Raw genomic sequence first — 26407 nt, 5'->3', positions numbered from 1 at the left:
GCACCCCTGCCCGTCGTCTCGGCGTCGGGTACGTGTGGCGGATCGCCGGGCGCCGAACCGGTGGCCGTTCGCACAGAACGCGGATAGGTTGTGAGGGTGAGATCACAGCCGCACGTGCTCGGAATTGTTCTCGCCGGCGGTGAGGGAAAGCGCTTGTTCCCTTTGACCATGGACCGGGCGAAGCCCGCGGTCCCGTTCGGCGGGGCGTACCGGCTCATCGATTTCGTACTGAGCAACCTCGTGAACGCCGGATACCAGCGGTTGTGCGTGCTCACCCAGTACAAGTCGCACTCCCTCGACCGCCACATCTCGCAGACGTGGCGCATGTCGGGCTTCAACGGCGAATACATCACGCCCGTGCCGGCGCAGCAGCGTCTCGGGCCGCGGTGGTACACCGGCAGCGCGGATGCGATCTTCCAGTCGCTCAACCTCGTCTACGACGAGGAGCCCGACTACATCGTGGTCTTCGGCGCCGACCACGTGTACCGGATGGATCCCGAGCAGATGGTGGAGGCGCACATCGCCTCGGGTGCCGCGGCCACTGTCGCGGGGATCCGCGTCCCGCGCAGCGAGGCGTTCGCGTTCGGCTGCATCGACGCCGACGAGTCCGGTCGCATCACGCAGTTCCTGGAGAAGCCCAAGGACCCACCGGGTACCCCCGACGATCCCGAGGCCACCTTCGCCTCGATGGGCAACTACGTCTTCACCACCTCCGCGCTGGTGGAGGCGATCCGCGCCGACTCCGAGGACAGCGACTCCGACCACGACATGGGCGGCGACATCATCCCCGGCTTCGTCAACCGCGGCGAGGCGTTCGTCTATGACTTCAAGGACAACGAGGTCCCCGGCGCCACCGAGCGCGACAAGGGCTACTGGCGCGACGTCGGGACCCTCGACGCGTTCTACGACGCCCACATGGATCTCGTGTCGGTGCACCCGGTGTTCAACCTCTACAACCGCCGCTGGCCGATCCGTGGTGCGGCCGAGAACCTCGCGCCCGCCAAGTTCGTCCACGGCGGTCTCGCGCAGGAATCCGTCGTCGGCGCCGGGTCGATCATCTCCGCTGCGACCGTGCGCAATTCGGTGCTCAGCTCCAACGTCATCATCGAGGACGGCGCCACCGTCGAGGGCAGCGTCCTGATGCCCGGTGTGCGCATCGGCCGGGGTGCGGTCGTGCGCAAGGCGATCCTGGACAAGAACGTGGTCGTCGGCCCCGGTGAGATCCTCGGGGTCGAACTCGAGCGGGACCGCGAGAAGTACGCCATCAGCGCCGGCGGCGTGGTGGCCGTCGGCAAGGGTGTCAGGCTGGGGTGAGGCCCTTCGCCCGGCGCGCCGCGGCGACCAGCGTGGCCATCTCCGCGTGGTGGGTGCCCTCGGGCAGCGCATCGACCGGCCACCACCGCAGGTCGACCGACTCGTCGCTGCGGATGATCTCGGGCAGACCGCCGTCGGGTCCGGGCGGGGCAACCCCGAGGAATCGCACGTCGAGGTGGCGGGTGGGCACTCCCAGCGAGCATGTGATCGGGTGGGTGTGCAGCGCGATCGGCTCATGCGACAACGTCAGTCCGGCGATCCCGGATTCCTCGGTCGCCTCGCGCATGGCGGCGTCGGCGATGCCGTCGTCCTCCGGCTCGCAGTGCCCACCGACCTGGATCCACGCGCCCACGCGGGGGTGCAGCGTGAGGAGGGCGAAAGCCCCGGTGTGGTCGAGGATCATCGTCGAGGCGGTGAGATGGCCGGGCGCGCAGGCGCGCAGGCAGGCGTCGTCGCGCGCGGCGAGGAACGCGAGCACGGTGTGGCGCATGGAATCCTGATGCGGGTCGGTCGTCGACCACCCAGTCAGCATCTCCACCGCCGAGCGGTGCAGACTCGCCGCGCTCATCGGATCGCCACCGCGGTGGTCGGGTCGGCCGGTGGACGCGGGCCGGTATCGGCATCCTGCGGGTGTCCGATCGCGATCGCGCCCAACGGTTCCCAGTCGGCGGGCACCTCGAGGACGTCGGTCACGATGTCGGCGGCGAAGATCGTCGACCCCACCCAGCAGCTGCCCACCCCGCGCACCGACAGCGCGACGAGCAGCCCCTGCACCGCGGCCCCGACGGCAACGGTGAACATGGTGTGTTCGGCACGCGTGCGTGCGGCGTCGGGGTAGTCGTGTGCGCCGTCGAGGGCGAGCATGGGGATCACGAGTTCGGGGGCGTCGTAGAGAAGCTGTCCGCGCGCGACGCGGCGTTCGATCGACTCCTCGTCACGTCCGTCGGCCGCGAGGTCCCGACGCCAGCGATCGGCCATCGCGTCGAGCAGGCGGATCCGACGTTCCCGGTCGCGCACCCACACCAGACGCACCGGGTGGGTGTGGTGCGGCGCGGGGGCGGTCAGCGCCTCGGCGAACGCCGCGTCCATGACCTCCGGCTCCACGGGTTCGGTGGTGAAGGCGCGCACCGAGCGGCGGGTGAGGAGGGCCTGACGTCGACCGAGGTCGATGGCCTCGGTGGTCCCGAGCCAGAACAGGTCCTCGTCACCCGGGCGGACGAGATCGCGTGCGCCGGAACCGTCGTCGTGGGGTCGCAGGCCGCGCACGATGGCGACGGGCGTCTCGATCAGCTTGCCCTTCACCAGATCTGCGGCCGCGGCGATCTCGTCGGCCACGGCGATGTCGGTGACGATCAGCGGGTTCCCGTGCGGATCGACGCTGCCGTCATAGGGGTGGGTCACCGCGATGCCGGCCGAGCCGATGGCCGCGTCGATCTGGCCGTTGCGCCAGGCGCGTCCCATGGTGTCGGTGACGATCACCGCGACGCGCACACCGGGATCGGCGGCCAGTCGGTCGCGTAGTCGTCGGGCGCTGGCGTCGGGATCGACGGGCAGCAGCGCCAGCTGGTCGGTGTCGATGTTCGAGCCGTCCACCCCGGCCGCCGCCTGCACGATGCCGAGCGCGTTCTCCGTGATCAGCGTGCGGTTCTTGCGTGCCAGGACGCGCACCGATTCGGAGTCGATCAGCTTGCGCCGCAACGTGTCCCGTTCCTCGGGATCGATCGGTGCGGTGACCATGCGGCCCTCGATCTTCGAGAACACCTTGCTCGTCACCACCACGACGTCGTCGTCGCGCAGATCCGGTGCGGCGCCGGCGATCGCGGCCGCCAGATCGTCCCCCTCGACGAAGCGGGGGAGACCGCGGACCCCGATGATCTCGAGCATGCCGGTCGCCGCGTGATCGCCGGTCGCAGGCGGGCGGGGATCAGCGGTCATGTGCGACGCCGACGAGATCGCAGGCGTCGCGGACCATCTGGGCCGTCGTCTCCGGATCGCTCATCACCAACGGGACCTCGCGGGTGGCGATGCCGGGGATGTCGGTGCCGTCGCCCGGTGCGACCAGCCAGCCGTCGAGGATGCCGGTGCCCGATCGTGCGCCGTAATGGGCGCCGATGGCCTCCGACGTGGTCTCGACCCCGATCACCGACAGGCACTCGTCGGCCATGCCGCGCAGGGGAGCCCCGCCGATCACCGGCGAGATCCCCACCACCGGAGCCTTCGTCGCGCGCAGGGCGGCGCGGATGCCGGGAACGCTGATCACGGCGCCGATGCTGACCACGGGGTTGCTGGGCGCCAGCAACACGATGTCGGCATCGGCGATCGCCTCGAGGACGCCGGCGGCCGGCGTCGCCTTCTCCGAACCGACCTGGGCGAAGCCGTGCGTGGGGATCTGGGCCCGGTATCGGACCCACCACTCCTGGAAGTGGATCGCCACCTTCGCGTCGTCGGGGTCGCCGCTGCGGTTGACCACCACGTGGGTCTCGTGGCGATCGTCGGTCACCGGGAGCAGTCGCACACCGGGCTGCCACCGCTTGCACAGGGCCTCGGTGATGTCGGTGAGGGTGTAGCCGGCGTCGAGCATCTGCGTGCGGATGAGATGGGTGGCCAGATCGCGGTCGCCCAGCCCGAACCAGTCCGGATCGGCGCCGTAGGCGGCCAGCTCCTCCTTGGCGTTCCAGGTCTCGTCGGTGCGACCCCACCCGCGCTCGAGATCGATGCCCCCGCCCAGGGTGTACATGCACGTGTCGAGATCGGGACAGATGCGCACCCCGTGCATCCACGCGTCGTCGCCGACGTTGACGATGGCGGTGACACCGGAGTCCGACGACGTGGACTCGGCTCCGGCGGGAAACGGGGTGCGGCCGAACAGATGGCGCGCACCCTGCAGGAATCGGGCGCCACCGACGCCACCGACGAGAACCGTTGCCTTCACGACCGCCCACTCTAATGGGCGTGGTGACGACCGGCCCGTGGCCACCGACGCCGCACCGAGGCGGGCGACACGCCAGTGGTGCGACACTCCGGTGGTGTCGTGTCGCGGAATACCGGACCGGCAGTGGTATTGGCAATTTCGCCGTTTCGCTTGACCGAGACACCGGCGTACGTGTCTAATCACACCAGTGTCATTAGCGTTTTGTGATCGAGAATCGTTGAGCGACTTCGTGTTCGATCACACGTTCGAACAGGCCTGACGGCCCGGTTCGTACGAGGTGGCACCGGCTGTACCCATGCACCACGATTCTCGCACCGGCTGCGCCCCTGCGGCGACGGTCATCACCCACCTCGGTCGCCCTGCGGCCGCAAACGAATTCACGAGGAGCCCGGCGATGACTTTCGAGCACCGGATGGGTGACGGATTCCCGTCGAACGACGCCTACCCGTCGGCGGAGAGCGCCGCGGAGTCCGCGCCCGCGTTCGCACCCGCCATGCCGTCCACCCCGCACCTGAGCCTCGTCACCGACGACTTCGATGCCCTCTTCGACGACACCGAGGACCAGTGGCAGGACCGCGCGCTGTGCGCGCAGACCGACCCCGAGGCGTTCTTCCCCGAGAAGGGCGGCTCCACCCGCGAGGCCAAGCGCATCTGCTCGGGCTGCGAGGTGAAGGCCGAGTGCCTCGAGTACGCACTGCACAAGGACGAGCGCTTCGGCATCTGGGGCGGACTGTCCGAGCGTGAGCGCCGCCGCCTCAAGCGCGGCATCATCTGACCGGGCACCGCGTCCCGCGACAGCGCGCCTGACCGCCTCGAGAACCTCTCCGTGGCTGTGCTTCTCGGGTCAGTGCGGTTCGGGATCGATGGTGTCCTCATCGAGCCCGAGATGTGTGGCCACCTGATGGACCAGGACCTCGTGGACGAGGTCGAGCAGATCGGCTCCCTTGTCCGCGCGACTCTCCAACGGCCGACGGAAGATGACGATCCGCGCCCGTGACGGACGCCCGTTCGCGTCGATACCCGCCGGCAGCAGCCGGGCCAGGGGGATGGCGCCGTCGGCGGTCACCTCGTCGGGCCACTGCACGGTCTCGGGATCGCGGGGGAGGACCCGCGGGATCTCGTCGACCGCGAGGTCGAGATCGCCGAGCTGTTCGTGCCAGCGCGCGTCGATCTCGGCGAACGCCTCCAGCACCACGAGATCGAACGATTCCGAGCGTGTGTTCGCCGCGGGGACCTGCGGCGGCAGGAGGCTCGATCGCAATCCCCGCCCGCGACGGTCACGACGTCGGCGCCGTGTGGGGCCCGGACCCGATGTGGTGCCGCGATGCCGGGAGACGACCGGAGGGACCCTGCGTGCCATGGCGAGAGTGTAAGCGTGCCGTGATCGAGACCTGTCGACACGGCGCGCGGCGGTGTGTCTGCTGCCCCGTCGGGGTCGGTCGGGATAATCTCGCGTGGTGAGGCTCCCCCGTCAGTGCAGCAGGCCCGGCTGTGCCCAACCCGCTGTCGCGACGTTGACCTTCGTCTACGCCGAGTCGGTCGCCGTCGTCGGCCCGCTCGCGTCGACCGACGAGCCGCACTCGTGGGATCTCTGCGACGACCACGCCAGCCGCATCACCGTCCCGCGTGGCTGGGAGATGATGCGCAGCGCCGGAGGGTGGGCGACCCCCGCCGCCGACGAGGACGATCTCACCGCGCTCGCCGAGGCGGTCCGCGAGGCCGGTGGACTGCGGGCCGCAGGCTCGTCGTCGGAATCGATCCGCTCGTGGTCGCCGCTCGTGGGGTCCTCGACCACCGCGGCGGGATCGCCGGGGTCGACCCACACCGGCTCGGCCGGAACCGGGACGCCGCGCTCACGGCCGCGCCCGGGCCGCCGCGGTCATCTCAGGGTGCTACCCGACCCGATCGACTGACGGTTCCCCCGCGGCCTGTGTCGCACCGACCGGGTCGGCCTGGTCACGGCCCTCGTCGACGCCGTGTCGTGTCGTGCGTCGGGCCCATCGGCGTTCGACGGCCGCGCACCCGACCATCACCAGGGCGGCCAGCGACCACCCCAGGATCAGGTCGAACACATAGTGCTCGGCGGAGTACACCAGCGTGAACGCCATCGCCGCGGCGTAGCCCACCCAGAGGATCCGACCGCGCGGACCGACCCGGCGCCACATGAACATCGCCAGCAGGCCGGTCAGCCCGGCGTGCAGCGAGGGGATGGCGGCGACCTGGTTCGACCGCTCCTGGCCGACCTCGATGACGTCGCGCACCGGCCCGATGTGCAGGACGTCCCAGCCGCGACTGGAGATCCGCTCGATGAAGGGCTTCGCGGCCGGATCGTCGGGGGTCATCGGACCCAACACCCCACCGCCGGGAACGTTCTCGGGTGTACCGGTGATGCACGGCGGGAACGCCGGGCCGCCGACGACCTGTTCGGCCGTGCACTGCGCCGCGGCCCACGGCGGCGCCGCAGGCACCAGGATGTAGCCGACGAGACCGAGGAAGAACAGCGCGACGAAACGCGTCACGAACTTCTTCCACGCCGTCCGGTCGCGGAGCCACAGCCACCCCGCCAGGGCGTAGGGGACGATGAAGTAGGACATGTAGACGACGCTGGTGATGATCTCCCACCACTGCGGGTCGGCGTGTTTGAGATGTTCCTGCAGCCACACCGTGGGGACCACACCGAACATCCAGCGATCGGCGTCGACGGCGAGATGCCATCGCGTGGGCATCCCGAGGAACGCCGCGGTGCCGCGGGTGCTCTCGTAGGCGAACAGCACGAGACCGAACGGGAGCCAGTCGCGCACCACCAGGAGCGGGTTGCGGCGCCCGATGCTCGCGGCGGCGAGGCCGGTGACGACCACGACCATGATCGGGACGAACCCGAACGACATCACCCGTGTGCCGGCGAGGGTCGCAACGACCAACGCCCACACGGCGATCGCGGCCCTGCGTAACCTCACCGCTCCCGGCGACGATGTCCCGGTAGCGGTGTCGGGCCCGTTCTGCGTCGGGGATCGCAGGTCGGTCACCGGCAGGTCCCTGCGACTAGGCTGACCCCTGCGAGTGCGAAGTCCGTACCACCGATGTCACACCGAGGAGAGCCACCGTGCCTGACCCGACCGGGGACCGCAGCGTCGCCACCGACCGGACCACCGAGTCCGTCGCCGCGGTGGTGAAGGCCTACGACGTCCGTGGCCTGGTCGGCGAGCAGATCGACGCGCCGTTCGTCGCCGACGTGGGGCGCGCGTTCGCCCGCCTGGTGCGCGCCGACGGCGCGACGTCGATCGTCGTCGGACACGACATGCGCGACTCCTCGCCCGAGCTCTCCCGGGCGTTCGCCGACGGGGTCTGCGAGCAGGGTGTGGACGTGATCCTCATCGGTCTCGCGTCGACCGATCAGCTGTATTTCGCGTCGGGTCGCCTCGATCAACCGGGCGCCATGTTCACCGCGAGTCACAACCCCGCCGCCTACAACGGCATCAAGCTCTGCCGGGCCGGGGCCAAGCCGGTCGGCCAGGACACGGGACTGGCGACGATCGCCGCCGAGCTGGTCACCGGGACGGACCCGTACGACGGTGCGCGCGGCACCATCAGCGAGCAGGACGTCCTCACGGACTATGCGGCGTATCTGCACGAACTCGTCGATCTCTCCGGTAGTAGACCGCTGACGGTCGCGGTTGACGCGGGGAACGGCATGGGGGGACACACCGTCCCGGCGGTCCTGGGTGATTCCCCGGTGTTCACCGTGCGTTCACTCTACTTCGAACTCGACGGCACCTTTCCCAACCACGAGGCAAACCCCCTCGACCCGGCGAACCTCGTGGACCTGCAGGCCTACGTCCGTGAGACCGGCGCCGACATCGGGCTGGCCTTCGACGGCGACGCCGATCGATGCTTCGTCGTCGACGAGAAGGGCGATCCCGTCTCGCCGTCGGCGGTGACGGGGCTCGTGGCCGCGCGAGAACTCGCCAAGAATCCGGGCGCGACGATCATCCACAACCTCATCACCTCGCGCGCCGTCCCTGAGCTCGTCTCCGAACTCGGGGGGACGCCCGTGCGGACACGGGTCGGCCATTCCTTCATCAAGGCGCAGATGGCGCAGACCGGCGCGGTGTTCGGCGGCGAACACTCCGCGCACTACTACTTCCGCGACTTCTGGGGCGCCGACTCGGGCATGCTCGCCGCGATGCACGTGCTCGCCGCCCTCGGTGAGACCGATGTCCCCGCATCACAGCTCTTCGCGTCCTACGAGCGTTATCACGCCTCCGGTGAGATCAACTCGACCGTCGCCGACGCCGCCGCGAGCACCGCGGCGGTGGTCGCCGACTTCACCGCCGAGACCGCCGACGTCGACTCGCTCGACGGTGTCACGGTGAGCCTCGACGACGGATCGTGGTTCAACCTGCGTGCCTCGAACACCGAACCCCTGCTGCGCCTCAACGCCGAGGCAGCCGACGCCGCGCGGGTCGATCAGCTCGTCGACCGCATTCTCGCCATCGTCCGCCCGGCCGCGCCGATACGCTGATCTGATGCTCACCGGCGCACCCGACCTCGACGACGTCACGCGGCTGCAGTCCGCCGATGTCCACGGGTTGCTGCGCGCCGCCGCGCTCGCCGGCGCGCAGGTGCGGGCCGTCGCGGCCGCCGTCGACGAACAGGTCCTCGCGCCGCTCGCCGATCTGCGGCCCCGCGCGCTGGTGATCGTGACCGGTCACGGGACCGCCCGCCGCGCCGCCGACCTCATCGTGGCCACCCTCGCCGCCCGCACCGACGTACCGGTCGTGGTCGCCGACAGCCTCCCCGGATGGATCGGTCCCCTAGACGTCGTCGTGGTGTCCGGTGACGACGCGGGCGACATGGCGTTGGCCGATGCCGTGGCGCGGTCGGTCCGTCGACGCGCCGAGGTCGTCGTCGACGCGCCGATGGAGGGCCCGATCCGCGACGCCGCGGCGGGCTCGGCCCTCGACCTGTCGCCCCGGGTCCCGGTCCGCCCGGAGTTCCGCTTCATCGGCCACGTCGTCGCGCTGAGTTCGGTGATCCGCGCGCTGCGCGCGGTACGCACCGCGGGCACCGCCCTCGACCTCTCGGCGCTGGCCGAGGCCCTCGACGACGAGGCGGGGGCCGCCCACCCCGACAACGAGGTCTTCCACAACGCGGCCAAGGGCCTCGCGTCACGGATCTCCGGGCGGCCCGTCACGTGGGCGGGGGACACCCCGGCGTCGACGGTGCTCGCCGTGCACGCCTCGCGGACGTTGCACGCCGTGGCCGGCGTCGGCGGCGTCGGATGCGATCTCCTCGAGGCCGTCGCCGCCCAGGCCGCGCGACCGGAGTCCTCGGGCGCGGTCGCCGACTCGATCTTCCACGATCCCGAGTTCGACGGTCCTGCAGGTGGTCCTGCGGTACGGGTGCAGGTCATCACCACCCCGGGTCGCGAGTGGTCGCTGCATCAGCGGATGTCGGTGCTCGCCGACGCCGACGTGGTGGAGGTCGGCCCCACCACCGGCGCCGGGCCCGCCGCCCCCCTCGAGCCCGGCGCGCCGGGCGGTGTCGAGGGGATCGACACGCCCGAGGACATCGCGCCACTGGTGGTGACGGCGTTGCGGATCGAGATGGCGGCGGTCTACCTGCGACTGATCGGGGCGGTGTGATGCACGTGCTCGAAGGGGTCGTGCGGCCCTACGCCTGGGGGTCGCGGACCGCGCTGGCGGCACTGCGCGGTCTGCCGACACCCTCGGCACACCCCGAGGCCGAACTGTGGTTCGGCGCCCATCCCGCCGCCCCGGCCCGCGCCCTCGACGACGACGTGGACCTGCTGTCGGTGATCGAGACCGATCCCGCCGCGCAACTGGGTGCGGCGTGTGCGAACGCCTTCGGCGACCGGTTGCCGTTCCTGCTCAAGGTGCTCGCGGCCGACGAACCCCTGTCGTTGCAGGCCCATCCCACCCTCGCGCAGGCGCGCGCGGGATTCGCCCGCGAGAACGCCGCCGGCATCCCCGTCGACGCACCGGACCGCAACTACCGCGACGACAACCACAAGCCCGAGCTGGTGGTGGCCCTCACCGAGTTCGACGCCCTGGCCGGATTCCGGGACCCCGCCACGACCGTCGACCTCCTGCGCGACCTGCAGGTCGCCGAGCTGGACCCCTACCTGGGTCTGCTGGCGGGACAGCCGGATTCGCACGGTCTGCGTGCGCTCTTCACCACGTGGATCACCCTGCCCGACGCGATCCTGCACGCCCTCATCCCGGCCGTCCTCGACGGGGCGATCGCCTACCTCAACCGCGGTGACCGCCGGTTCGCCACCGAGTTGCAGACCGTCCTCGAGCTCGGCGAGGCCTACCCGATGGACCCCGGTGTCCTCACCGTCCTGCTGCTCAACCGGTTGCGGCTGAGCCCCGGCGAAGGGTTGTACCTCGGGGCGGGCAACCTGCACGCCTACCTCCGCGGTACGGCGGTGGAAGTGATGGCCAACTCCGACAACGTGTTACGTGGTGGGCTGACCCCCAAACACATGGACGTGCCCGAGTTGCTCGCGGTCCTCGACTTCGCGACATCGGCCCCGGCCGACCTGCACCCGCACATCCACGTGCTCGGCGCCGAGAAGATCTACAGCACACCCGCTCCCGAGTTCCGGCTCTCGCGGATCGATCTCGACGGGACCGGTCTGCAGCGATCGTCGTCGATCTCCCTCGACGCCGCGGGCCCACAGATCCTCACCGTCATCGACGGCACGATCGAGGTGCGTTCGCACACCGGAGAGGTGGTGTCGGTCTCGGCCGGGCACTCACTGTGGCTGGGCGACGCCGATCCCGACGTGGTGGTGCGCGCGGCGTCGAGTTCGGCGGTGTTCTTCCGTGCACTGGTGCCCGCCCCGCGTCCCGTGGCGGACGGCCTCGGTGGCACCGCCCACGCCGAGCGGTCCGCCGGCGGTGCGGGGTTCAGTTCGCGGGCGTGAGCGAGCCGACCAACCGCTCCCACTGGTGGCCGATCTCGTCGATGGTCAGTCCCTCGTGTTCGGTCAGGTGGAAGATCGCGGCCGCCTCCAGCGGGGCGAGCACCGCGAGGCTCAACGCCTCGTCGACCGGTGCGAAACCCATGTCGCGCAACAGAGCCCGGACGTGCATGACCGACACCTGTCGGGCGGGGTGCGACAGGCGGTCGGGTCCGGCCGCGTCGTCGGCCTCGACCAGGACGTCGAGATGGGCGCAGACCATCGCCAGTCGGGCCAGGCCGTAGGCGACGAGTCGTTCGCGTGGTGCCGCACCCGGCCCCAGGGGAGGGGGTCCGCTCATGAAGGCCCGCTGCATCTCCGATTCGGAGTGGTCGAGGAGCGCGAGCATGAGGCCCGCGCGGCTGCCGAAACGTCGGAACACCGTGCCCTTGCCGACCCCGGCGGCGCGGGCCACCTCGTCCATCGTCACCGCGGCGGCACCGTGGTTGTCGATCAGGCGCTTCGCGGCGTCGAGGAGCAGCAGTCGGTTGCGACCGGCGTCGGCGCGCTCTCCCTCGCCGGGCCCGGCCATCGGCAACGCCGCGACCCCGATCGGCAGGTCCGGCAGCGGGGCCGTGGAGCGCGCACGAGGGCGCTCCGCGGGGTCGCCCATGGCCCCCCCGGCACTGGACGTGCGTTCACCTGACACCCCCCGAGCGTATCGGGCACCTCCGCGCGGAATGCATTCGGACCCGAGTCCGTTTATACGACGGTGCAACGCGGCACGCTCGTATCAGGAACAGCGGAGAGCGACGGGCCGGACGACGACCGGCAGGAGAAGGAGTGGTGACGATGTCGGAGAACACGACGCGGATCGCAGTGTTGGTGGGAAGCCTGCGGGCAGGGTCGATCAACCGGGAGCTGGCGGAGGTCGCCGCGGCGACCGCGCCGGAATCGGTGCAGGTCGAGATCGTCGAGGGTCTCGCGGCGGTGCCGTTCTACAACGAGGACCTCGACGTCGAGCCCCTCGACCCGGCCGTGGCCGATCTGCGCGCAGCGATCGACGCCGCCGACGCGGTGCTGATCGTCACCCCGGAGTACAACGGCACGATGCCCGCGGTGGTCAAGAACGCCATCGACTGGGCGTCTCGGCCCTACGGCGCGGGCGCGCTGAAGGGCAAGCCCGTGGCGGCCATCGGCGCCTCACTCGGGCGCTATGCCGGCAAGTGGTCGCAGGACGACGCGCGCAAGTCGCTCGGTGTCGCGGGTGGCCGCGTCGTCGAGAGCGTCGAGGTGGGCATCGCGACCTCGGAGTTGGGCGAGCGCACCGTCTCGCAGGTCCCCGAGATCGTCGAGCAGGTGCGCGGCGCGGTCGCCGACCTCACCAGCGCGGTGGGTGTCGCGGCCTGACCCGAGGCCCCCTCGCGGCCCCCGACCAGCACTCGGTGGGGGTCGCCGACGCGAACGCTGTGGCGGCATCACGACATGTGGTGCCGCCACTGTCGTATGTCCGGCCTACTGTGACGCGTGACACGCCGAAGGCGCGTCGGGCGAAAGGGCTGCGACCTGGGACTTCCATGAATGTCATTCGCAACCTGTTGTGTTGCTGACAGATGTCACCCACTAGGTGTAGTGTTTTGCAGACCGAGAGAGCACGTCAGCCACGCGTCACGACGACCCCCTCTCGCCCGAATCACATAACTGTCATCACCGCTAGACCCCCGGGCCGTTGTCATCACCGTCGCGACCACCGCAGCGTCACTATCTCGAGGAGAAATCCATGGGCATCACCGTCTACACCAAGCCGGCATGTGTTCAGTGCAACGCCACCTACAAGGCGTTGGACAAGCAGGGCCTGGAGTACGAGATCGTCGACATCAGCGTCGACGACGAGGCCCGCGACTACGTGATGGCGCTGGGTTACCTGCAGGCGCCCGTCGTGGTGGTCGGCGACGATCACTGGTCGGGCTTCCGTCCCGATCGCATCAAGGCGCTCGCCACCGTCGCTGCCTGATCGCTCCCCACGTCCGTCGCCCCACCCGCTCGAGGAGGTCCATCGTGCCTGTCACGACCCGCGACCTCCCGGTGATCACCGAGTCGTCGGCGATCACGCCCGACCCGCTGATCGTGTACTTCTCGAGCGTCTCGGAGAACACGCATCGGTTCGTGGAGAAGCTGGGGATGCGCTCGATGCGGATCCCGGTCACCGCCGACGTCATCGCCGTCGACGAGCCGTACGTGCTGATCTGTCCGACCTACGGCGGTGGCAAGCCGTCGGACGCCGGTAACGGACCGATCCGTGCGACCGGGGGCTTCGTGCCCAAGCAGGTCATCAGATTCCTGAACGACGAGCACAACCGTTCGTTGATCCGCGGTGTGATCGCCGCGGGGAACACGAACTTCGGCGAGGAGTTCTGCCACGCCGGAGATGTCATCTCGGCCAAGTGCCGGGTCCCGTATCTCTATCGCTTCGAACTGATGGGCACCGTCGAGGACGTCGAGCGCGTCCGAGCCGGTCTGGCGCGCCTCGCCGCCGACCGGCAACCGGTGCCCGCCTGCTGACCGCCGACGCCGCCCCCTCGGGGCCGCCGTCGATCAGATCGCCTCGCACACACAGCTTCCCGTCACGTCCCCCCGCGTGATGCCCCGACCTCGTACGCCATCCCCGAAAACAGGAGTTCTCCAGTGTCGCCAACCGTTACCCCCGTCAAAGACGCGACCGACGCCTCGGCGAGCAGTTCGGGTGTGCATCCCGGTCCGGCCGGACACGAGCCGGCCGAGATGGACTACCACTCGCTCAACGCGATGCTGAACCTGTACGACGCGGACGGGAAGATCCAGTTCGAGAAGGATCGCGAGGCGGCCAACCAGTACTTCCTGCAGCACGTCAACCAGAACACCGTCTTCTTCCACGATCTGGACGAGAAGCTCGACTACCTGGTGGAGGAGAACTACTACGAGCCCGAGGTCCTCGAGCGCTACGACCGCGAGTTCGTGAAGGACCTCTTCGGCTACGCCTACAAGAAGAAGTTCCGGTTCCCCACGTTCCTGGGGGCGTTCAAGTACTACACCTCGTACACGCTGAAGACGTTCGACGGGAAGCGCTACCTCGAGCGGTTCGAGGACCGCGTCTGCATGGTCGCGATGACCCTGGCCGACGGCGACACCGACCTCGCGCGCAACCTCGTCGACGAGATCATCTCCGGCCGCTTCCAGCCGGCCACCCCGACCTTCCTCAACTCGGGCAAGAAGCAGCGCGGCGAGCCGGTCTCGTGCTTCCTGCTGCGCATCGAGGACAACATGGAGTCGATCGGTCGGTCGATCAACTCCGCGCTGCAGCTGTCCAAGCGCGGCGGCGGAGTCGCGTTGCTGCTCAGCAACATCCGTGAGCACGGCGCGCCGATCAAGAAGATCGAGAACCAGTCCTCGGGCGTCATCCCGATCATGAAGCTGCTCGAGGACTCGTTCAGCTACGCCAACCAGCTCGGTGCCCGTCAGGGTGCCGGCGCGGTGTACCTGCACGCGCACCACCCCGACATCTACCGCTTCCTCGACACCAAGCGCGAGAACGCCGACGAGAAGATCCGCATCAAGACGCTGTCGCTGGGTGTCGTGATCCCCGACATCACCTTCGAGCTCGCCAAGCGCAACGACGACATGTACCTCTTCAGCCCGTACGACGTCGAGCGCGTCTACGGCGTGCCGTTCGCCGATATCAACGTCAGCGACAAGTACCACGAGATGGTCGAGGACCGCCGGATCCGCAAGACCAAGATCAAGGCGCGCGAGTTCTTCCAGACGCTGGCCGAGCTGCAGTTCGAGTCGGGCTACCCGTACATCATGTTCGAGGACACGGTGAACCGTGCCAACCCGATCGACGGCAAGATCACCCACTCGAACCTGTGCTCGGAGATCCTGCAGGTCTCGACCGCGTCGACGTTCAACGACGACCTGTCGTACTCGACTGTGGGCAAGGACATCTCGTGCAACCTCGGGTCGCTGAACATCGCGAAGACGATGGACTCGCCGGACTTCGGGCAGACCATCGAGACCTCCATCCGCGGCCTCACCGCGGTGAGCGATCAGACCGCGATCACCTCGGTCCCGTCGATCCAGGAGGGCAACAACAGCTCTCACGCGATCGGCCTCGGCCAGATGAACCTGCACGGCTACCTCGCCCGTGAGCGGGTCCACTACGGCAGCGAGGAGGGCATCGACTTCACGAACATCTACTTCTACACGGTGCTGTTCCACGCGATCCGTGCCTCGAACCTGATCGCCAAGGAGCGCGGACACGCGTTCGGCGGCTTCGAGAAGTCGAAGTACGCCAGCGGCGAGTTCTTCGACAAGTACACCGACCGCGCCTGGGAGCCGGCCACCGCCCGCGTCGCCGAGCTGTTCTCCGAAGCCGGCGTGCACATCCCGACCCAGGACGACTGGCGTCAGCTGCGGGCGTCGGTGCGCGAGCACGGCATCTACAACCAGAACCTGCAGGCCGTGCCGCCGACCGGATCGATCAGCTACATCAACCACTCCACCAGCTCGATCCACCCGGTGGCCGCGAAGGTCGAGATCCGCAAGGAAGGCAAGATCGGCCGCGTGTACTACCCGGCGCCGTACATGACCAACGACAACCTGGACTACTACCAGGACGCGTACGAGATCGGCTACGAGAAGATCATCGACACCTACGCCGCGGCGACGCAGCACGTCGACCAGGGCCTGAGCCTCACCCTGTTCTTCAAGGACACCGCCACCACGCGTGACGTCAACAAGGCGCAGATCTACGCATGGCGCAAGGGCATCAAGACGCTGTACTACATCCGCCTGCGCCAGCTCGCGCTGGAAGGCACCGAGGTGGAGGGTTGCGTCTCGTGCATGTTGTGACCGCTTGTTCTGCAACCACTCTCACCACCGACTCGATCAGCAGGAGCGCACGATGACGTCCACCCAGAGCCATTCGCCTGCCGATGGCGCGCCGATCAAGCTGGTCAGCCGGGTCTCGGCGATCAACTGGAACCGCGTTCCCGACGAGAAGGACGCCGAGGTCTGGGAGCGCCTGACCGGTAATTTCTGGTTGCCCGAGAAGGTGCCGGTGTCCAATGACATCCCGTCGTGGGGCACGCTCACCGAGGTCGAGAAGCAGCTCACGATGCGGGTGTTCACCGGCCTCACGCTGCTCGACACCATCCAGGGCACCGTCGGCGCGGTGTCGCTGATCCCCGATGCGGCCACCCCGCACGAGGAGGCGGTGCTCACCAACATCGCGTTCATGGAGTCGGTGCACGCCAAGAGCTACAGCTCGATCTTCTCGACGTTGTGCTCCACCAAGGACATCGACGAGGCGTTCCGCTGGTCGGAGGAGAACGTCAATGTCCAGCGCAAGGCCAACATCGTCATGGACTACTACCGTGGCGACGACCCGCTCAAGCGCAAGGTCGCCTCGACGCTGCTCGAATCGTTCCTGTTCTACTCGGGCTTTTATCTGCCGATGTACTGGTCGAGCCGCGCAAAGCTCACCAACACAGCCGATCTCATCCGTCTGATCATCCGCGACGAGGCCGTGCACGGGTACTACATCGGCTACAAGTACCAGCGTGCGCTGGAGGTGTGCACCCCCGAGCGTCGCCAGGAGCTCAAGGACTACACCTTCGAGCTGCTGTTCGAGCTGTACGACAACGAGACCGACTACACCGAGACCCTCTACGACGAGGTCGGGCTCACCGAGGACGTCAAGAAGTTCCTGCGCTACAACGCCAACAAGGCCCTGATGAACCTGGGCTACGAGGCGATGTTCCCGCGTGACGAGACCGACGTGAACCCGGCGATCCTCTCGGCGCTCTCACCCAACGCCGACGAGAACCACGACTTCTTCTCGGGGTCGGGGAGCTCGTACGTCATCGGCAAGGCCGTCAACACCGAAGACGACGACTGGGATTTCTAGGCCCCAGCAACACACGCTCCACTTTCGACGAGACGCTCCGCTTGTAGGCGGAGCGTCTCTTCGTATCCGGAGCGTCTGCGAAGGGACTCAGGCGACACCGCCGTTCACGCGGATGATCTGCCCGCTGATCCAGCTGGCCCCGGGTGACGCGAGCAGGGCGACGGCGTCGGCGATCTCACCCACCTCGCCGAGACGGCCGGCGGGGGAGGCCTTCTCGATCGCGGCGAGCTGCTCGGCGGACTTGCCGTCGGAGAACATCTCCGACCGGATCAGGCCCGGCGCCACCGCGTTGACGGTGATCCCGCGTGGCGCGAGTTCCTTCGCCGCGACTCGGGTGAATGTCTCCACCGCCGACTTCGCGGCGAGGTAGACGCCCATCCGCGGGGTGGTCACCGCGATCGCGGTGCTCGAGAGGTTCACAATGCGCCCACCGTCGGCGAGATGGTGGGCCGCCGCCCGCAGCCCGTTATAGGTGCCCCGCGCGCTGACGTCGAAGACCCGGTCGTAGGCGTCGTCGTCGAGTTCGGACAGTTCACCCAGGACGCTGACGCCGGCGTTGTTGACCAGGATCCCGACCTCGCCGAATTCCGCTCGCGCCGCAACGAACAGCTGCTCGACGTCCTCGGGCGACGCCACGTCACCCCGCGCGGCGATCGCCCTGCCACCCGCCTCGACGATGGATTGCACGGTGGCGTCGGCAGCGGCCGCCCCGTGGGCGTAGTTCACCAGCACCGGGTGTCCGTCCCGGGCGAGTCGTTCTGCGATGTCGCGGCCGATCGAGCGGGACCCTCCGGTGACGATGGCCGCGGGACAGTCGTTGGTTGTCATGACAACCACGGTAGACCGGTACGGTTGTCACGACAACCGGCCGGTCGATACGGTGGCCCCATGACCTCCAGCGCGCGCCTCACCTCGACGGAACTCGCCCTGTGGCACCAGTTCAAGCTGGTGGGGGAGAAGGTGAACGCCGCGGTGGAGCGCGACATCCTCGCGGCATCCGACCTCACCGGACCGGAGTTCGGGGTGCTGACCCGTCTGGTCGATCTCGGCGACGGCACACTGCGCCAGGGGGAGTTGGCCACGTCGATGCGCTGGAACAAGAGCCGGCTGTCGCATCAGATCACCCGCATGGAGAAGCGAGGTCTGGTGACCCGCACGGCCGAGGGCTCGTCGGTGGTCACGGTCGGTATCACCGACACCGGCGAGCGTGCACTGCGTCCGGCCCGGCCTGCGCACGCGACATCGATCCGCGCACACCTCACCGAGAAGCTGACGGCGGATCAGCGAGCGGCACTGGCGTCGGTTCTCGAGTCGCTTCTCGCCGACTGAACGACACACGCTCCACTTCTGAGGAGATGCTCCGCTGACAAGCAGAGCGTCTTTGTGTAAGCGGAGCGTCTGTGACTCCGAAACGTGCTGCTAGCGGACGACCTCATTGAGCTTGCCGGTCGCGACGTCGAAGACGAAACCGCGCAGCGAGGTGGTCTTGGTGACGAACGGGCTGTTCTCGATACGGGTGAGGGACTGCTTGACGTCCTCGTCGAGGTCGGGGAACGCCTCGGCCGACCAGTTCGGCTTCTGACCGATCTCGTCCTGGATGCCGCGCTTGAACTCGTCATCGGTGAACGTGAGCATCCCGCAGTCGGTGTGATGGATCAGGATGATCTCGGTGGTCCCGAGCAGTCGCTGGCTGATCGCGAGCGAGCGGATCTCGTCGTCGGTGATGACGCCACCGGCGTTGCGGATCACGTGCGCCTCACCCTCGTTCAGACCGAGGATGCCGTAGACGTTGAGTCGCGCGTCCATGCAGGCCACCACCGCGACGTGCTTGCTCGGCGGCAGGGGGAGAGGTCCGGAGAAGGAGGCGGCGTAGTCGGCGTTGTTGCTCAGCAGGTCATCGGTGACAGTCATGCACACATGCTCATCGGCTCATGTGTCGTGGAACACCCTTCGACCCACCGGGGGTCTAAGGGGTCAGCTCGACGAGTTCAGCGAACGGGTCGCGTCGCCCAGCACGACCGCCGCCGCGGCGAGTCCACCGGTGCCGTACCAGATGTCGTCGTCGACGACGAGGACACGGCTGTAGCCGGGGGCGCCCATGTCGAGCCAGCGGTCGCTGCGCATCACCGACGAACCGTGTTCCTGGGCGGCCTTCGTCCGGAAACTGACGTAGATGAGGTCGGCGTCGGCGTCGGTGAAATTGTCGTCGTTCACCGTGATCGCGCCGGCGCCGCGCTGCGTCGCCGGGCGCTGGACCCCCATCGCCGACAGGATGGTGCCCGCGAACGATCCGGTGCCCTCGATGGTCTCGCTGTTCTCACCGAAGCGCACCAGCCCGACCTGCGAGTGCGAGGCGTCGACCCGCAGTCCGGCGCGGCGGGCCTGCTCGGCGAAGGTGTCGAGGCGCCGTTGCCCGGTCTCGCCGCGGCCCAGGCCGTCGGCGACGGCGGCGAACTGTTCGCGCCAGCCCAGGTTGCGGTCGATGGTGACCGCCCGTCCACCGAACGCGGTCGCGCGCGACGCGTCGTAGCCGAGCACGACATCGGCGTCGGCGGCGCGCGCGGCGGCGGGCGACGGGTTCGTACCGATCGTGGGCAGCGACAACACCGAGGGGCCGAGGTTGCGGGCGATGGATCCGCGCTCGGCGGCGACCGCCACCACCTTCGACTGGATCCCAAGGGCGCAGACGGCGTCGAGCAGGGCGGGATCGGTGACCGCGATACGGGCGACATCGGACTGCCCGGAGTCGGGTGTCGACGGTGCGCCGCAGGCGTTGTCGAAGTTGCGTTCGGGTGCCACGAGGTACGCGTTGGCGATCTTGGTCGTCGTGGTGGTGACGTTGCCCTCTCCGGGCGGGGTGCCGGTGTCGCCGCACGCCGTCACGGTCAGGGCCGTCGCGGTCGCGACCGCGAGTGCCGCCACGATCGTCGATCGACGCTTGGAAATACCGTTCACCTGCAGTCTTCCGCTCCGGGCCCGAGGGTCGACCACCCTCATGTCGACGCTCACGCTAGCACCGTGTCCGGATCGCCCCGTGGCTCCGCCGCGCGGGCCGCCTCCGTAGTACGACAGAACGTAGGACCCGCTCGGCTCAGAGGGGTCTGAGGGTTTACGATCAATCCAGTGCACTTTGTTGTCGCGGGCTCTCGGGCCGCGCGCAGGCAGGAGGATCTGTGACCGCCGTAGACCAGCCCACCCAGGTGGCTCCGGTTAGGGCCTACCCCGACCGCACGGGTGCCAAGGGGTCGTTCATCTACAAGATGATCACGACGACCGACCACAAGATGCTCGGCATCATGTACCTCGTCACGTGTTTCGCGTTCTTCCTGATCGGCGGCCTCATGGCCCTGCTGATCCGTGGCGAGCTCGCCCACCCGGGCATGCAGTTCCTCTCCACCGAGCAGTACAACCAGCTCTTCACGATGCACGGCACGATCATGCTGCTGCTGTACGCGACCCCGATCGTCATCGGCTTCGCCAACGTGGTGCTGCCGCTGCAGATCGGTGCGCCCGACGTCGCGTTCCCCCGCCTCAACGCCTTCAGCTACTGGCTGTTCCTCTTCGGTGGCCTCATCGTGCTCGCCGGCTTCATCACCCCCGGTGGTGCCGCCGACTTCGGCTGGACCGCCTACACCCCGCTGACCGACGCCATCCACTCACCCGGCGCGGGCGCCGACCTGTGGATCATGGGCCTCGCGGTCGGTGGTCTCGGCACCATCCTCGGCGCGGTCAACATGGTCACCACCGTGGTCTGCCTCCGTGCACCCGGCATGACGATGTTCCGCATGCCGATCTTCACGTGGAACATCCTCGTGACCAGCGTCCTGATCCTGCTCGCGTTCCCGCTGCTCACCGCCGCGCTCATGGGCCTGGAGGTCGACCGACAGTTCGGCGCCCATCTCTATGACCCCGCCAACGGTGGCGTGATCCTGTGGCAGCACCTGTTCTGGTTCTTCGGTCACCCGGAGGTCTACATCATCGCGCTGCCGTTCTTCGGCATCGTCTCGGAGATCTTCCCGGTGTTCTCGCGCAAGCCGATCTTCGGGTACTCGACGCTGATCTACGCGACGCTGGCCATCGCGGCGCTGTCGGTCGCGGTGTGGGCGCACCACATGTACGCCACGGGCGCGGTGTTGCTGCCGTTCTTCGCCTTCATGACGTTCGTGATCGCGGTGCCCACCGGGGTCAAGTTCTTCAACTGGATAGGCACGATGTGGAAGGGGCATCTGACGTTCGAGACGCCGATGCTCTTCTCCGTCGGCTTCCTCGTCACGTTCCTCTTCGGTGGCCTCACCGGCGTGCTGCTCGCCAGCCCGCCGCTGGACTTCCACCTGTCCGACAGCTACTTCGTGGTGGCGCACTTCCACTACGTCCTCTTCGGCACCATCGTGTTCGCCACCTACGCGGGCATCTACTTCTGGTTCCCGAAGATGACCGGCCGCATGATGGACGAAAAGCTGGGCAAGATCCACTTCTGGCTCACCTTCATCGGCTTCCACACGACCTTCCTGGTGCAGCACTGGTTGGGCAACGAGGGCATGCCGCGTCGCTACGCCGACTACCTGCCGTCGGACGGGTTCACGACGCTCAACGTCGTGTCCACGGTCGGTGCCTTCATCCTGGGTCTGTCCACGCTGCCCTTCCTGTGGAACGTGTTCCGCAGCTACCGCTACGGCGAGGTCGTGACCGTCGACGATCCGTGGGGCTTCGGCAACTCGCTCGAATGGGCCACCAGCTGCCCGCCGCCGCGTCACAACTTCACCGAGCTGCCCCGGATCCGTTCGGAGCGTCCGGCCTTCGAGCTGCACTACCCGCACATGATCGAGCGGATGCACGCCGAGGCGCACGTCGGCCAGGCGAGCAAGCACATGGAAGAGGCCAAGCGCGATCCGGTCACCGTGGGCTCGCACGAGTCGTCAGCGGACTCCGACCCGAGCTGACATGTCACCCGACCTCGCGTCGGGCACCGATGGAGACACTCCGATGACCTCGCCGGGTACGGCCGTGCTCATCACTGTGACCGGTCCGGATCGTCGGGGCGTCACCTCGGTGCTGCTCGGGGCGCTGTCGCGGCACGGTGTCGACCTCCTCGACGTCGAGCAGGTCGTCATCCGCGGACGCCTCACCCTCGGTGTGCTGGTGCTGTGCTCCGGCGACCCGGAGAGCCTGCAGGACACCGTCGAGCAGGCGATGAGTTCCATCGACATGGACGTCAGCGTCGATGTCGGTGCCGATCCCGGTGTACGGACGGTGTCGTCGCACGCGGTGGTGATGCTGGGCAACCCGGTCACAGCCAGGGCGTTCAGCGCCGTCGCGACCGATCTCGCCGCCCAGGGCGGCAACATCGACTCCATCCGCGGGATCGCCGATTACCCGCTGACCGGTCTCGAACTGCTCATCAGCGTCAGCCGCGACGACGTGGCCGCCGACGCTGCCCTGCGCAAGGGGTTGGCCAAGATCGCCACGCGTCATGGCATCGACGTCGCCGTGGAGCGCGCCGGGCTGGCGCGACGCTCCAAGCGGCTCATCGTGTTCGATGTCGACTCGACGCTCATCCAGGGCGAGGTCATCGAGATGCTCGCCGCGAAGGCCGGTCGTGAGGCCGAGGTCGCCGCGGTCACCGAGGCCGCCATGCGCGGCGAACTCGACTTCGCGGAGTCCCTCCACCAGCGGGTGGCGGCCCTCGCCGGGCTCGATGCCGCGGTGATCGACGAGGTCGCGGCGTCGCTGGAACTCACGCCGGGCGCGCGGACCACCATCCGTACGCTGCACCGCCTCGGATACCACTGCGGTGTGGTCTCGGGCGGTTTCCGCCAGGTGATCGACCCGCTGGCCCACGACCTCGAACTCGATTTCGTGCGCGCGAACACCCTCGAGATCGTCGACGGCAAGCTCACCGGACGCGTGATCGGCGAGATCATCGACCGCCCCGGCAAAGCGATCGCGTTGCGTGCTTTCGCCGATCAGGTGGGCGTGCCGATGGAGCAGACCGTCGCCGTCGGCGACGGCGCCAACGACATCGACATGTTGACCGTGGCCGGCCTCGGGATCGCCTTCAACGCCAAACCCGCGCTGCAGGAGGTCGCCGACGCCGCCCTGTCGCACCCCTTCCTCGACGCCGTCCTGTTCATCCTCGGCGTCACCCGCGACGAGATCGAGGCGGCCGACGCCCTCGATGGCATGCTGCGCCGCGTCCCGCTCACCTGACACGGCCCTCTCAGACCCATGACCTTCGCCGATCGGTATCGACTGGTGTCCCGGCGGCACGGGGGCGCACCCGACCCCGTCGACCCGAGCCGCGTGCTCGCGATGCCGATCGTGCTGCGTATCGAGAAGGGTGATCCGCCGCCCCGCCGCGACCTGCTCACCGCGGCCGCCCGGGCGAGCGTGCTGCTCTGCCTCGACGACCGCGTCGACCCCGTGACGGCTCCGGACCCTGCCGACGCCGACGCCGACGCCGCACCTCGACCGGGGCCGTGGCACGATCCCGTCGCCGATTGGTGTGAGGCGAGAATCCGCAAGATCAGCCGCCGGGCCCGCGGCGCGCACTGGATCGCGGCGCAGGAGGTCGATGGGCTCACCGTCACCTCCGGTGCCGCGCAGGCCCGCGCGATCGTGCCGGGACCCGTCGGTGATCTCGACCGCCGCATCGCCCGACTGCAGATCGGCGGCACCGACGTCGAGGGAGACCTCGACTCCGTCACCGCCGACATCGAGGACCTCGTCCTGTGGGTCAACCCCGGTCTCGACATGACCGTCGGCAAGCTCGCCGCCCAGGTGGGTCACGGCGCGATGCTCGCGGCCGCGTTGTACCCGGTCGACGACTGCGAGACCTGGTGGCGTGCAGGGTGTCCGCTCACGGTCGCCGTCCCGACACCCGAGGTCTTCGCGCGTGCCCTCGACGCCGACGGCCGGGACACCATCGCGGTGCGCGACGCAGGGTTCACCGAGGTGGAGCCCGGATCGGTCACCGTCGTCGCCGCGCGTGGCGCCTTCATGCCCATCGCAGACCGCGGCCACACATCCTCGCCTCGAGGATGAGAGGGTTCGGGGCATGAGCGAACTGCCCGACTGGGCGCATCACCTGGATCTGCAGCCACACCCGGAGGGCGGCTGGTTCCGCGAGACGTGGCGCAGCGACCTCGTGCTGCCCGAATCGGTCCTGGCCGCGGCCACCCCCGGGGGATACGTCGGCGACCGCGCCGCCGGTACCGCGATCCTGTTCCTGTTGCCCGCGGGCGAGGAATCGGCGTGGCACACCGTGCGTGGCGCCGAGATCTGGCTGCACCACCGGGGCGCACCGGTGGAATTGGTGCTCGGCGAGGCGGGGCAGGCCCCTGCGGACGAGACGACGGTGCTCCTCGGCCCCGACATCGCCGGCGGCCAGACCCCGCAGCACGTGGTGCCCCCGGGCGTCTGGCAACGGGCGCGCTCGGGTGACGACGAGGCCTCCCTGGTGAGCTGCATCGTGGTGCCCGGGTTCGACTTCGCCGACTTCGCCCTCGCCTGACGACCCACCGGCGAAAACCACCGCCCACCCGAGTCGGAACCCGACACACGCGCCGCGGTGCGGCACGATGGGGACGTGCCCGACCCCGCTGCGCCCCACACCGATGTCACTCCGCCGCCCACGCCCGATCCCGATCTGCTCGTCGACTTCACCGACGTCACGCTGGTCCGGGGTGGGACGACGCTCGTCGGGCCCATCACCTGGCAGGTGGAACTCGACGAACGATGGGTCGTCCTGGGACCCAACGGTGCCGGCAAGACCTCGCTGATGCGGATGGCCGCGGCCGAGACGCACCCGACCTCGGGTACCGCGAACCTGCTCGGTGAACGCCTCGGCCACACCGACATCCGTGACCTCTCGACCCGGATCGGCGTCACGTCGTCGATGCTGGCCGAACGCATCCCCGACGACGAGGTGGTGACCGACCTGGTCATCTCCGCCGGTTACTCGGTGCTGGGTCGGTGGCACGAGGAGTACGAGGATGTCGACCGCTCCCAGGCGGTCGAGACGCTGGAGTCGATGGGTGCCGAGCACCTCGCCGACCGGCGCTTCGGCACCCTGTCGGAGGGGGAGCGCAAACGGGTCCTCATCGCCCGGGCACTGATGACCGATCCGGAGCTGCTCCTGCTCGACGAACCGGCCGCGGGACTCGACCTCGGCGGGCGCGAGGAACTCGTCGCCCGACTCGGTGTCCTGGCCGCCGATCCCGACGCGCCCGCGACCGTTCTCATCACCCACCACGTCGAGGAGATCCCCGAGGGTTTCACCCACGCCATGCTGCTCTCGCAGGGCGCGGTGGTGGCGCAGGGACTCCTCGACGACGTGCTCACGGCCGAGAACCTGACCGCCGCCTTCAGTCAGACGATCGCCCTGGACCGCATCGACGGTCGGTGGTTCGCACGTCGTGCCCGCCGTGCGGGAGGCCATCGGCGGGCCCGCGAATGAGCGGCCCGGGCGACTTCCGGCCCGTCGACGACCCCGAGTCGGTGCCGGTGCGCGACGCCGCGACCGTGGTCCTCGTGCGCGATGCTCCCGCCGACGACACCCACGGTGCGGGCATCGAGGTGTTCCTGATCCGACGGGTGGCACAGATGGCGTTCGCCGGTGGCATGACGGTGTTCCCCGGTGGAGGCGTCGATCCGCGCGACGCCGAGGCCGACATCGCGTGGTCCGGACCCCAACCCGACTGGTGGGCTGCACAATTCGGCTCCGGCGACAGCGAGCCGTTGGCCCAGTCCCTGGTGTGTGCGGCCGTGCGCGAGACCTTCGAGGAGTGCGGCGTACTGCTCGCCGGCTCGGGTGCGCACGACGTGCTGTCGGACACCTCGGTCCACGATCCGGCCCGCGGCGACCTCGTCGACAAGACGATCTCGCTGGCCGGGTTCCTGCGCGACAACGACCTCGTGCTGCGGGCCGATCTCCTGGCGCCGTTGGCGCACTGGATCACCCCGCTGGGGGAGCGGCGCCGCTACGACACCCGCTTCTTCCTCGCCGTGCTGCCGCCGGGACAGGTTGCCGACGACCGCACCACCGAGGCCGCCTCGGCCAGCTGGCACCGCATCGACACCGTCATGGCGCGCTGGCGGGCTCGCGAGGCGTTCCTGCTACCGCCGACATGGGCCCAACTCGATCACCTCGCGCGCTTCGACACCGTCGCCGATCTCATGGCCGCGCCCCGCACGATCGAGACCATCACGCCGACACTGATCTCCGACGGCAGCGCGGTGCGCATCGAGTTCGACGGATCGGACCGCTACGGCGACCTGTGACGCAGGAGAC

General features: G+C 68.8%; 27 protein-coding genes. 18 read left to right on the top strand and 9 right to left on the bottom strand.

The window, feature by feature from the left end; all coding sequences use genetic code 11:
• Nucleotides 1–96: 96 nt before the first annotated feature.
• On the top strand, nucleotides 97–1314 hold the full coding sequence (gene glgC, locus TU34_RS13575) for a glucose-1-phosphate adenylyltransferase (RefSeq protein WP_082080278.1): 1218 nt from the start codon (nucleotides 97–99) through the stop codon (nucleotides 1312–1314).
• On the opposite strand, the gene TU34_RS13570 is transcribed toward glgC, so the two are convergent.
• Genes TU34_RS13570 through cofD form a run of 3 tightly spaced genes read right to left on the bottom strand, consistent with a single transcriptional unit; the run spans nucleotide 1301 to nucleotide 4246 of the window.
• Nucleotides 1301–1882 (bottom strand): NUDIX hydrolase, encoded by a 582-nt coding sequence (locus TU34_RS13570; protein WP_045823421.1) that lies wholly within the window; start codon nucleotides 1880–1882, stop codon nucleotides 1301–1303. The genes glgC and TU34_RS13570 overlap by 14 nt on opposite strands.
• Nucleotides 1879–3249, bottom strand: coding sequence for a coenzyme F420-0:L-glutamate ligase (locus tag TU34_RS13565; protein WP_045823420.1), 1371 nt, complete (start codon nucleotides 3247–3249; stop codon nucleotides 1879–1881). The genes TU34_RS13570 and TU34_RS13565 overlap by 4 nt, the downstream gene beginning before the upstream one ends.
• Nucleotides 3239–4246, bottom strand: a complete 1008-nt coding sequence (cofD, locus tag TU34_RS13560) for a 2-phospho-L-lactate transferase (protein ID WP_082080277.1) — start codon at nucleotides 4244–4246, stop codon at nucleotides 3239–3241. The genes TU34_RS13565 and cofD overlap by 11 nt, the downstream gene beginning before the upstream one ends.
• Nucleotides 4247–4739: 493 nt before the next feature.
• Between cofD and TU34_RS13555 the strand changes: the two genes are divergently transcribed.
• Nucleotides 4740–5021: a WhiB family transcriptional regulator gene (locus TU34_RS13555; RefSeq protein ID WP_052688932.1), complete on the top strand. Its 282-nt coding sequence runs from the start codon at nucleotides 4740–4742 to the stop codon at nucleotides 5019–5021.
• Nucleotides 5022–5090: 69 nt separating this feature from the next.
• On the opposite strand, the gene TU34_RS13550 is transcribed toward TU34_RS13555, so the two are convergent.
• Entirely contained in the window at nucleotides 5091–5606 is a 516-nt protein-coding gene (locus tag TU34_RS13550) for a metallopeptidase family protein (RefSeq protein WP_082080275.1), read from the bottom strand.
• Between the two features lie 97 nt (nucleotides 5607–5703).
• On the opposite strand from TU34_RS13550, the gene TU34_RS13545 reads away from it, so the two are divergent.
• Nucleotides 5704–6159: a DUF3499 domain-containing protein gene (locus tag TU34_RS13545; RefSeq protein ID WP_045823454.1), complete on the top strand. Its 456-nt coding sequence runs from the start codon at nucleotides 5704–5706 to the stop codon at nucleotides 6157–6159.
• Here TU34_RS13545 and TU34_RS13540 read toward each other — a convergent pair.
• Nucleotides 6139–7272, bottom strand: a complete 1134-nt coding sequence (locus TU34_RS13540; RefSeq protein ID WP_338062999.1) for a phosphatase PAP2 family protein — start codon at nucleotides 7270–7272, stop codon at nucleotides 6139–6141. The two genes, TU34_RS13545 and TU34_RS13540, sit on opposite strands and share 21 nt — an antisense overlap.
• Before the next feature lie 77 nt (nucleotides 7273–7349).
• Here TU34_RS13540 and TU34_RS13535 point away from each other — a divergent pair, with 77 nt between their 5' ends.
• From TU34_RS13535 to manA, 3 genes are read left to right on the top strand one after another with little or no spacing between them, the layout of a single operon-like run.
• Nucleotides 7350–8768 carry a phosphomannomutase/phosphoglucomutase gene (locus TU34_RS13535; protein ID WP_045823418.1) on the top strand — a complete coding sequence of 473 codons (1419 nt, stop codon included), beginning with the start codon at nucleotides 7350–7352 and terminating at the stop codon, nucleotides 8766–8768.
• Between the two features lie 4 nt (nucleotides 8769–8772).
• Nucleotides 8773–9891: a hypothetical protein gene (locus TU34_RS13530; protein WP_045823417.1), complete on the top strand. Its 1119-nt coding sequence runs from the start codon at nucleotides 8773–8775 to the stop codon at nucleotides 9889–9891.
• The gene (gene manA, locus TU34_RS13525; RefSeq protein ID WP_082080274.1) at nucleotides 9891–11198 is read left to right on the top strand and encodes a mannose-6-phosphate isomerase, class I; all 1308 of its coding nucleotides are present in this window, start codon (nucleotides 9891–9893) and stop codon (nucleotides 11196–11198) included. Before TU34_RS13530 ends, manA begins: the two co-directional genes overlap by 1 nt.
• Here manA and TU34_RS13520 read toward each other — a convergent pair.
• A complete protein-coding gene (locus TU34_RS13520) occupies nucleotides 11182–11766 on the bottom strand; it encodes a TetR/AcrR family transcriptional regulator (protein WP_045823451.1) in 585 nt (194 codons plus the stop codon). The genes manA and TU34_RS13520 overlap by 17 nt on opposite strands.
• A 260-nt stretch (nucleotides 11767–12026) precedes the next feature.
• Here TU34_RS13520 and TU34_RS13515 point away from each other — a divergent pair, with 260 nt between their 5' ends.
• From TU34_RS13515 to nrdF, 5 genes are all read left to right on the top strand, one after another.
• A complete protein-coding gene (locus TU34_RS13515; RefSeq protein WP_045823450.1) occupies nucleotides 12027–12584 on the top strand; it encodes an NAD(P)H-dependent oxidoreductase in 558 nt (185 codons plus the stop codon).
• 370 nt (nucleotides 12585–12954) lie between these two features.
• Entirely contained in the window at nucleotides 12955–13188 is a 234-nt protein-coding gene (locus tag TU34_RS13510) for a redoxin NrdH (RefSeq protein ID WP_045823416.1), read from the top strand.
• Between the two features lie 44 nt (nucleotides 13189–13232).
• Entirely contained in the window at nucleotides 13233–13736 is a 504-nt protein-coding gene (gene nrdI / locus TU34_RS13505; RefSeq protein ID WP_238981302.1) for a class Ib ribonucleoside-diphosphate reductase assembly flavoprotein NrdI, read from the top strand.
• 123 nt (nucleotides 13737–13859) lie between these two features.
• A complete protein-coding gene (gene nrdE, locus TU34_RS13500) occupies nucleotides 13860–16061 on the top strand; it encodes a class 1b ribonucleoside-diphosphate reductase subunit alpha (protein ID WP_045823415.1) in 2202 nt (733 codons plus the stop codon).
• Nucleotides 16062–16113: 52 nt separating this feature from the next.
• Nucleotides 16114–17118 carry a class 1b ribonucleoside-diphosphate reductase subunit beta gene (gene nrdF / locus TU34_RS13495; RefSeq protein WP_045823414.1) on the top strand — a complete coding sequence of 335 codons (1005 nt, stop codon included), beginning with the start codon at nucleotides 16114–16116 and terminating at the stop codon, nucleotides 17116–17118.
• An 87-nt stretch (nucleotides 17119–17205) separates the two neighbouring features.
• Here the strand turns inward: nrdF and TU34_RS13490 are convergent, their stop codons facing one another.
• Complete coding sequence (locus TU34_RS13490) at nucleotides 17206–17946, bottom strand: SDR family oxidoreductase (protein WP_045823448.1); 741 nt, start codon at nucleotides 17944–17946, stop codon at nucleotides 17206–17208.
• A gap of 60 nt (nucleotides 17947–18006) precedes the next feature.
• Between TU34_RS13490 and TU34_RS13485 the strand changes: the two genes are divergently transcribed.
• Nucleotides 18007–18447, top strand: a complete 441-nt coding sequence (locus tag TU34_RS13485; protein WP_045823413.1) for a MarR family winged helix-turn-helix transcriptional regulator — start codon at nucleotides 18007–18009, stop codon at nucleotides 18445–18447.
• 90 nt (nucleotides 18448–18537) lie between these two features.
• Here TU34_RS13485 and TU34_RS13480 read toward each other — a convergent pair whose 3' ends face one another.
• Together TU34_RS13480 and TU34_RS13475 are read right to left on the bottom strand one after the other, a co-directional pair.
• Nucleotides 18538–19029, bottom strand: coding sequence for a beta-class carbonic anhydrase (locus TU34_RS13480; protein WP_045823447.1), 492 nt, complete (start codon nucleotides 19027–19029; stop codon nucleotides 18538–18540).
• 63 nt (nucleotides 19030–19092) lie between these two features.
• Nucleotides 19093–20073 (bottom strand): ABC transporter substrate-binding protein, encoded by a 981-nt coding sequence (locus TU34_RS13475; RefSeq protein ID WP_238981301.1) that lies wholly within the window; start codon nucleotides 20071–20073, stop codon nucleotides 19093–19095.
• 218 nt (nucleotides 20074–20291) lie between these two features.
• Here TU34_RS13475 and ctaD point away from each other — a divergent pair, with 218 nt between their 5' ends.
• The 6 genes from ctaD to TU34_RS13445 all read left to right on the top strand — a co-directional run bounded on the left by ctaD (nucleotide 20292) and on the right by TU34_RS13445 (nucleotide 26397).
• Nucleotides 20292–22058: an aa3-type cytochrome oxidase subunit I gene (ctaD, locus tag TU34_RS13470; protein WP_045823411.1), complete on the top strand. Its 1767-nt coding sequence runs from the start codon at nucleotides 20292–20294 to the stop codon at nucleotides 22056–22058.
• Nucleotides 22059–22101: 43 nt separating this feature from the next.
• Nucleotides 22102–23325, top strand: coding sequence for a phosphoserine phosphatase SerB (gene serB, locus TU34_RS13465; RefSeq protein WP_150116526.1), 1224 nt, complete (start codon nucleotides 22102–22104; stop codon nucleotides 23323–23325).
• Between the two features lie 18 nt (nucleotides 23326–23343).
• A complete protein-coding gene (locus TU34_RS13460) occupies nucleotides 23344–24159 on the top strand; it encodes an aminoacyl-tRNA hydrolase (protein ID WP_045823409.1) in 816 nt (271 codons plus the stop codon).
• Between the two features lie 13 nt (nucleotides 24160–24172).
• The gene (locus TU34_RS13455) at nucleotides 24173–24628 is read left to right on the top strand and encodes a cupin domain-containing protein (RefSeq protein ID WP_045823408.1); all 456 of its coding nucleotides are present in this window, start codon (nucleotides 24173–24175) and stop codon (nucleotides 24626–24628) included.
• Nucleotides 24629–24703: 75 nt separating this feature from the next.
• Entirely contained in the window at nucleotides 24704–25573 is an 870-nt protein-coding gene (locus TU34_RS13450; protein WP_045823407.1) for an ABC transporter ATP-binding protein, read from the top strand.
• Nucleotides 25570–26397, top strand: coding sequence for an NUDIX hydrolase (locus TU34_RS13445; RefSeq protein ID WP_045823406.1), 828 nt, complete (start codon nucleotides 25570–25572; stop codon nucleotides 26395–26397). Before TU34_RS13450 ends, TU34_RS13445 begins: the two co-directional genes overlap by 4 nt.
• Nucleotides 26398–26407: the final 10 nt, after the last annotated feature.

The organism is Williamsia herbipolensis, from assembly GCF_000964005.1.
Classification (GTDB): domain Bacteria; phylum Actinomycetota; class Actinomycetes; order Mycobacteriales; family Mycobacteriaceae; genus Williamsia_A; species Williamsia_A herbipolensis.
The sequence above is the reverse complement of the archived record's forward strand: the minus strand, read 5'-3'. Positions and strand labels throughout refer to the sequence as shown.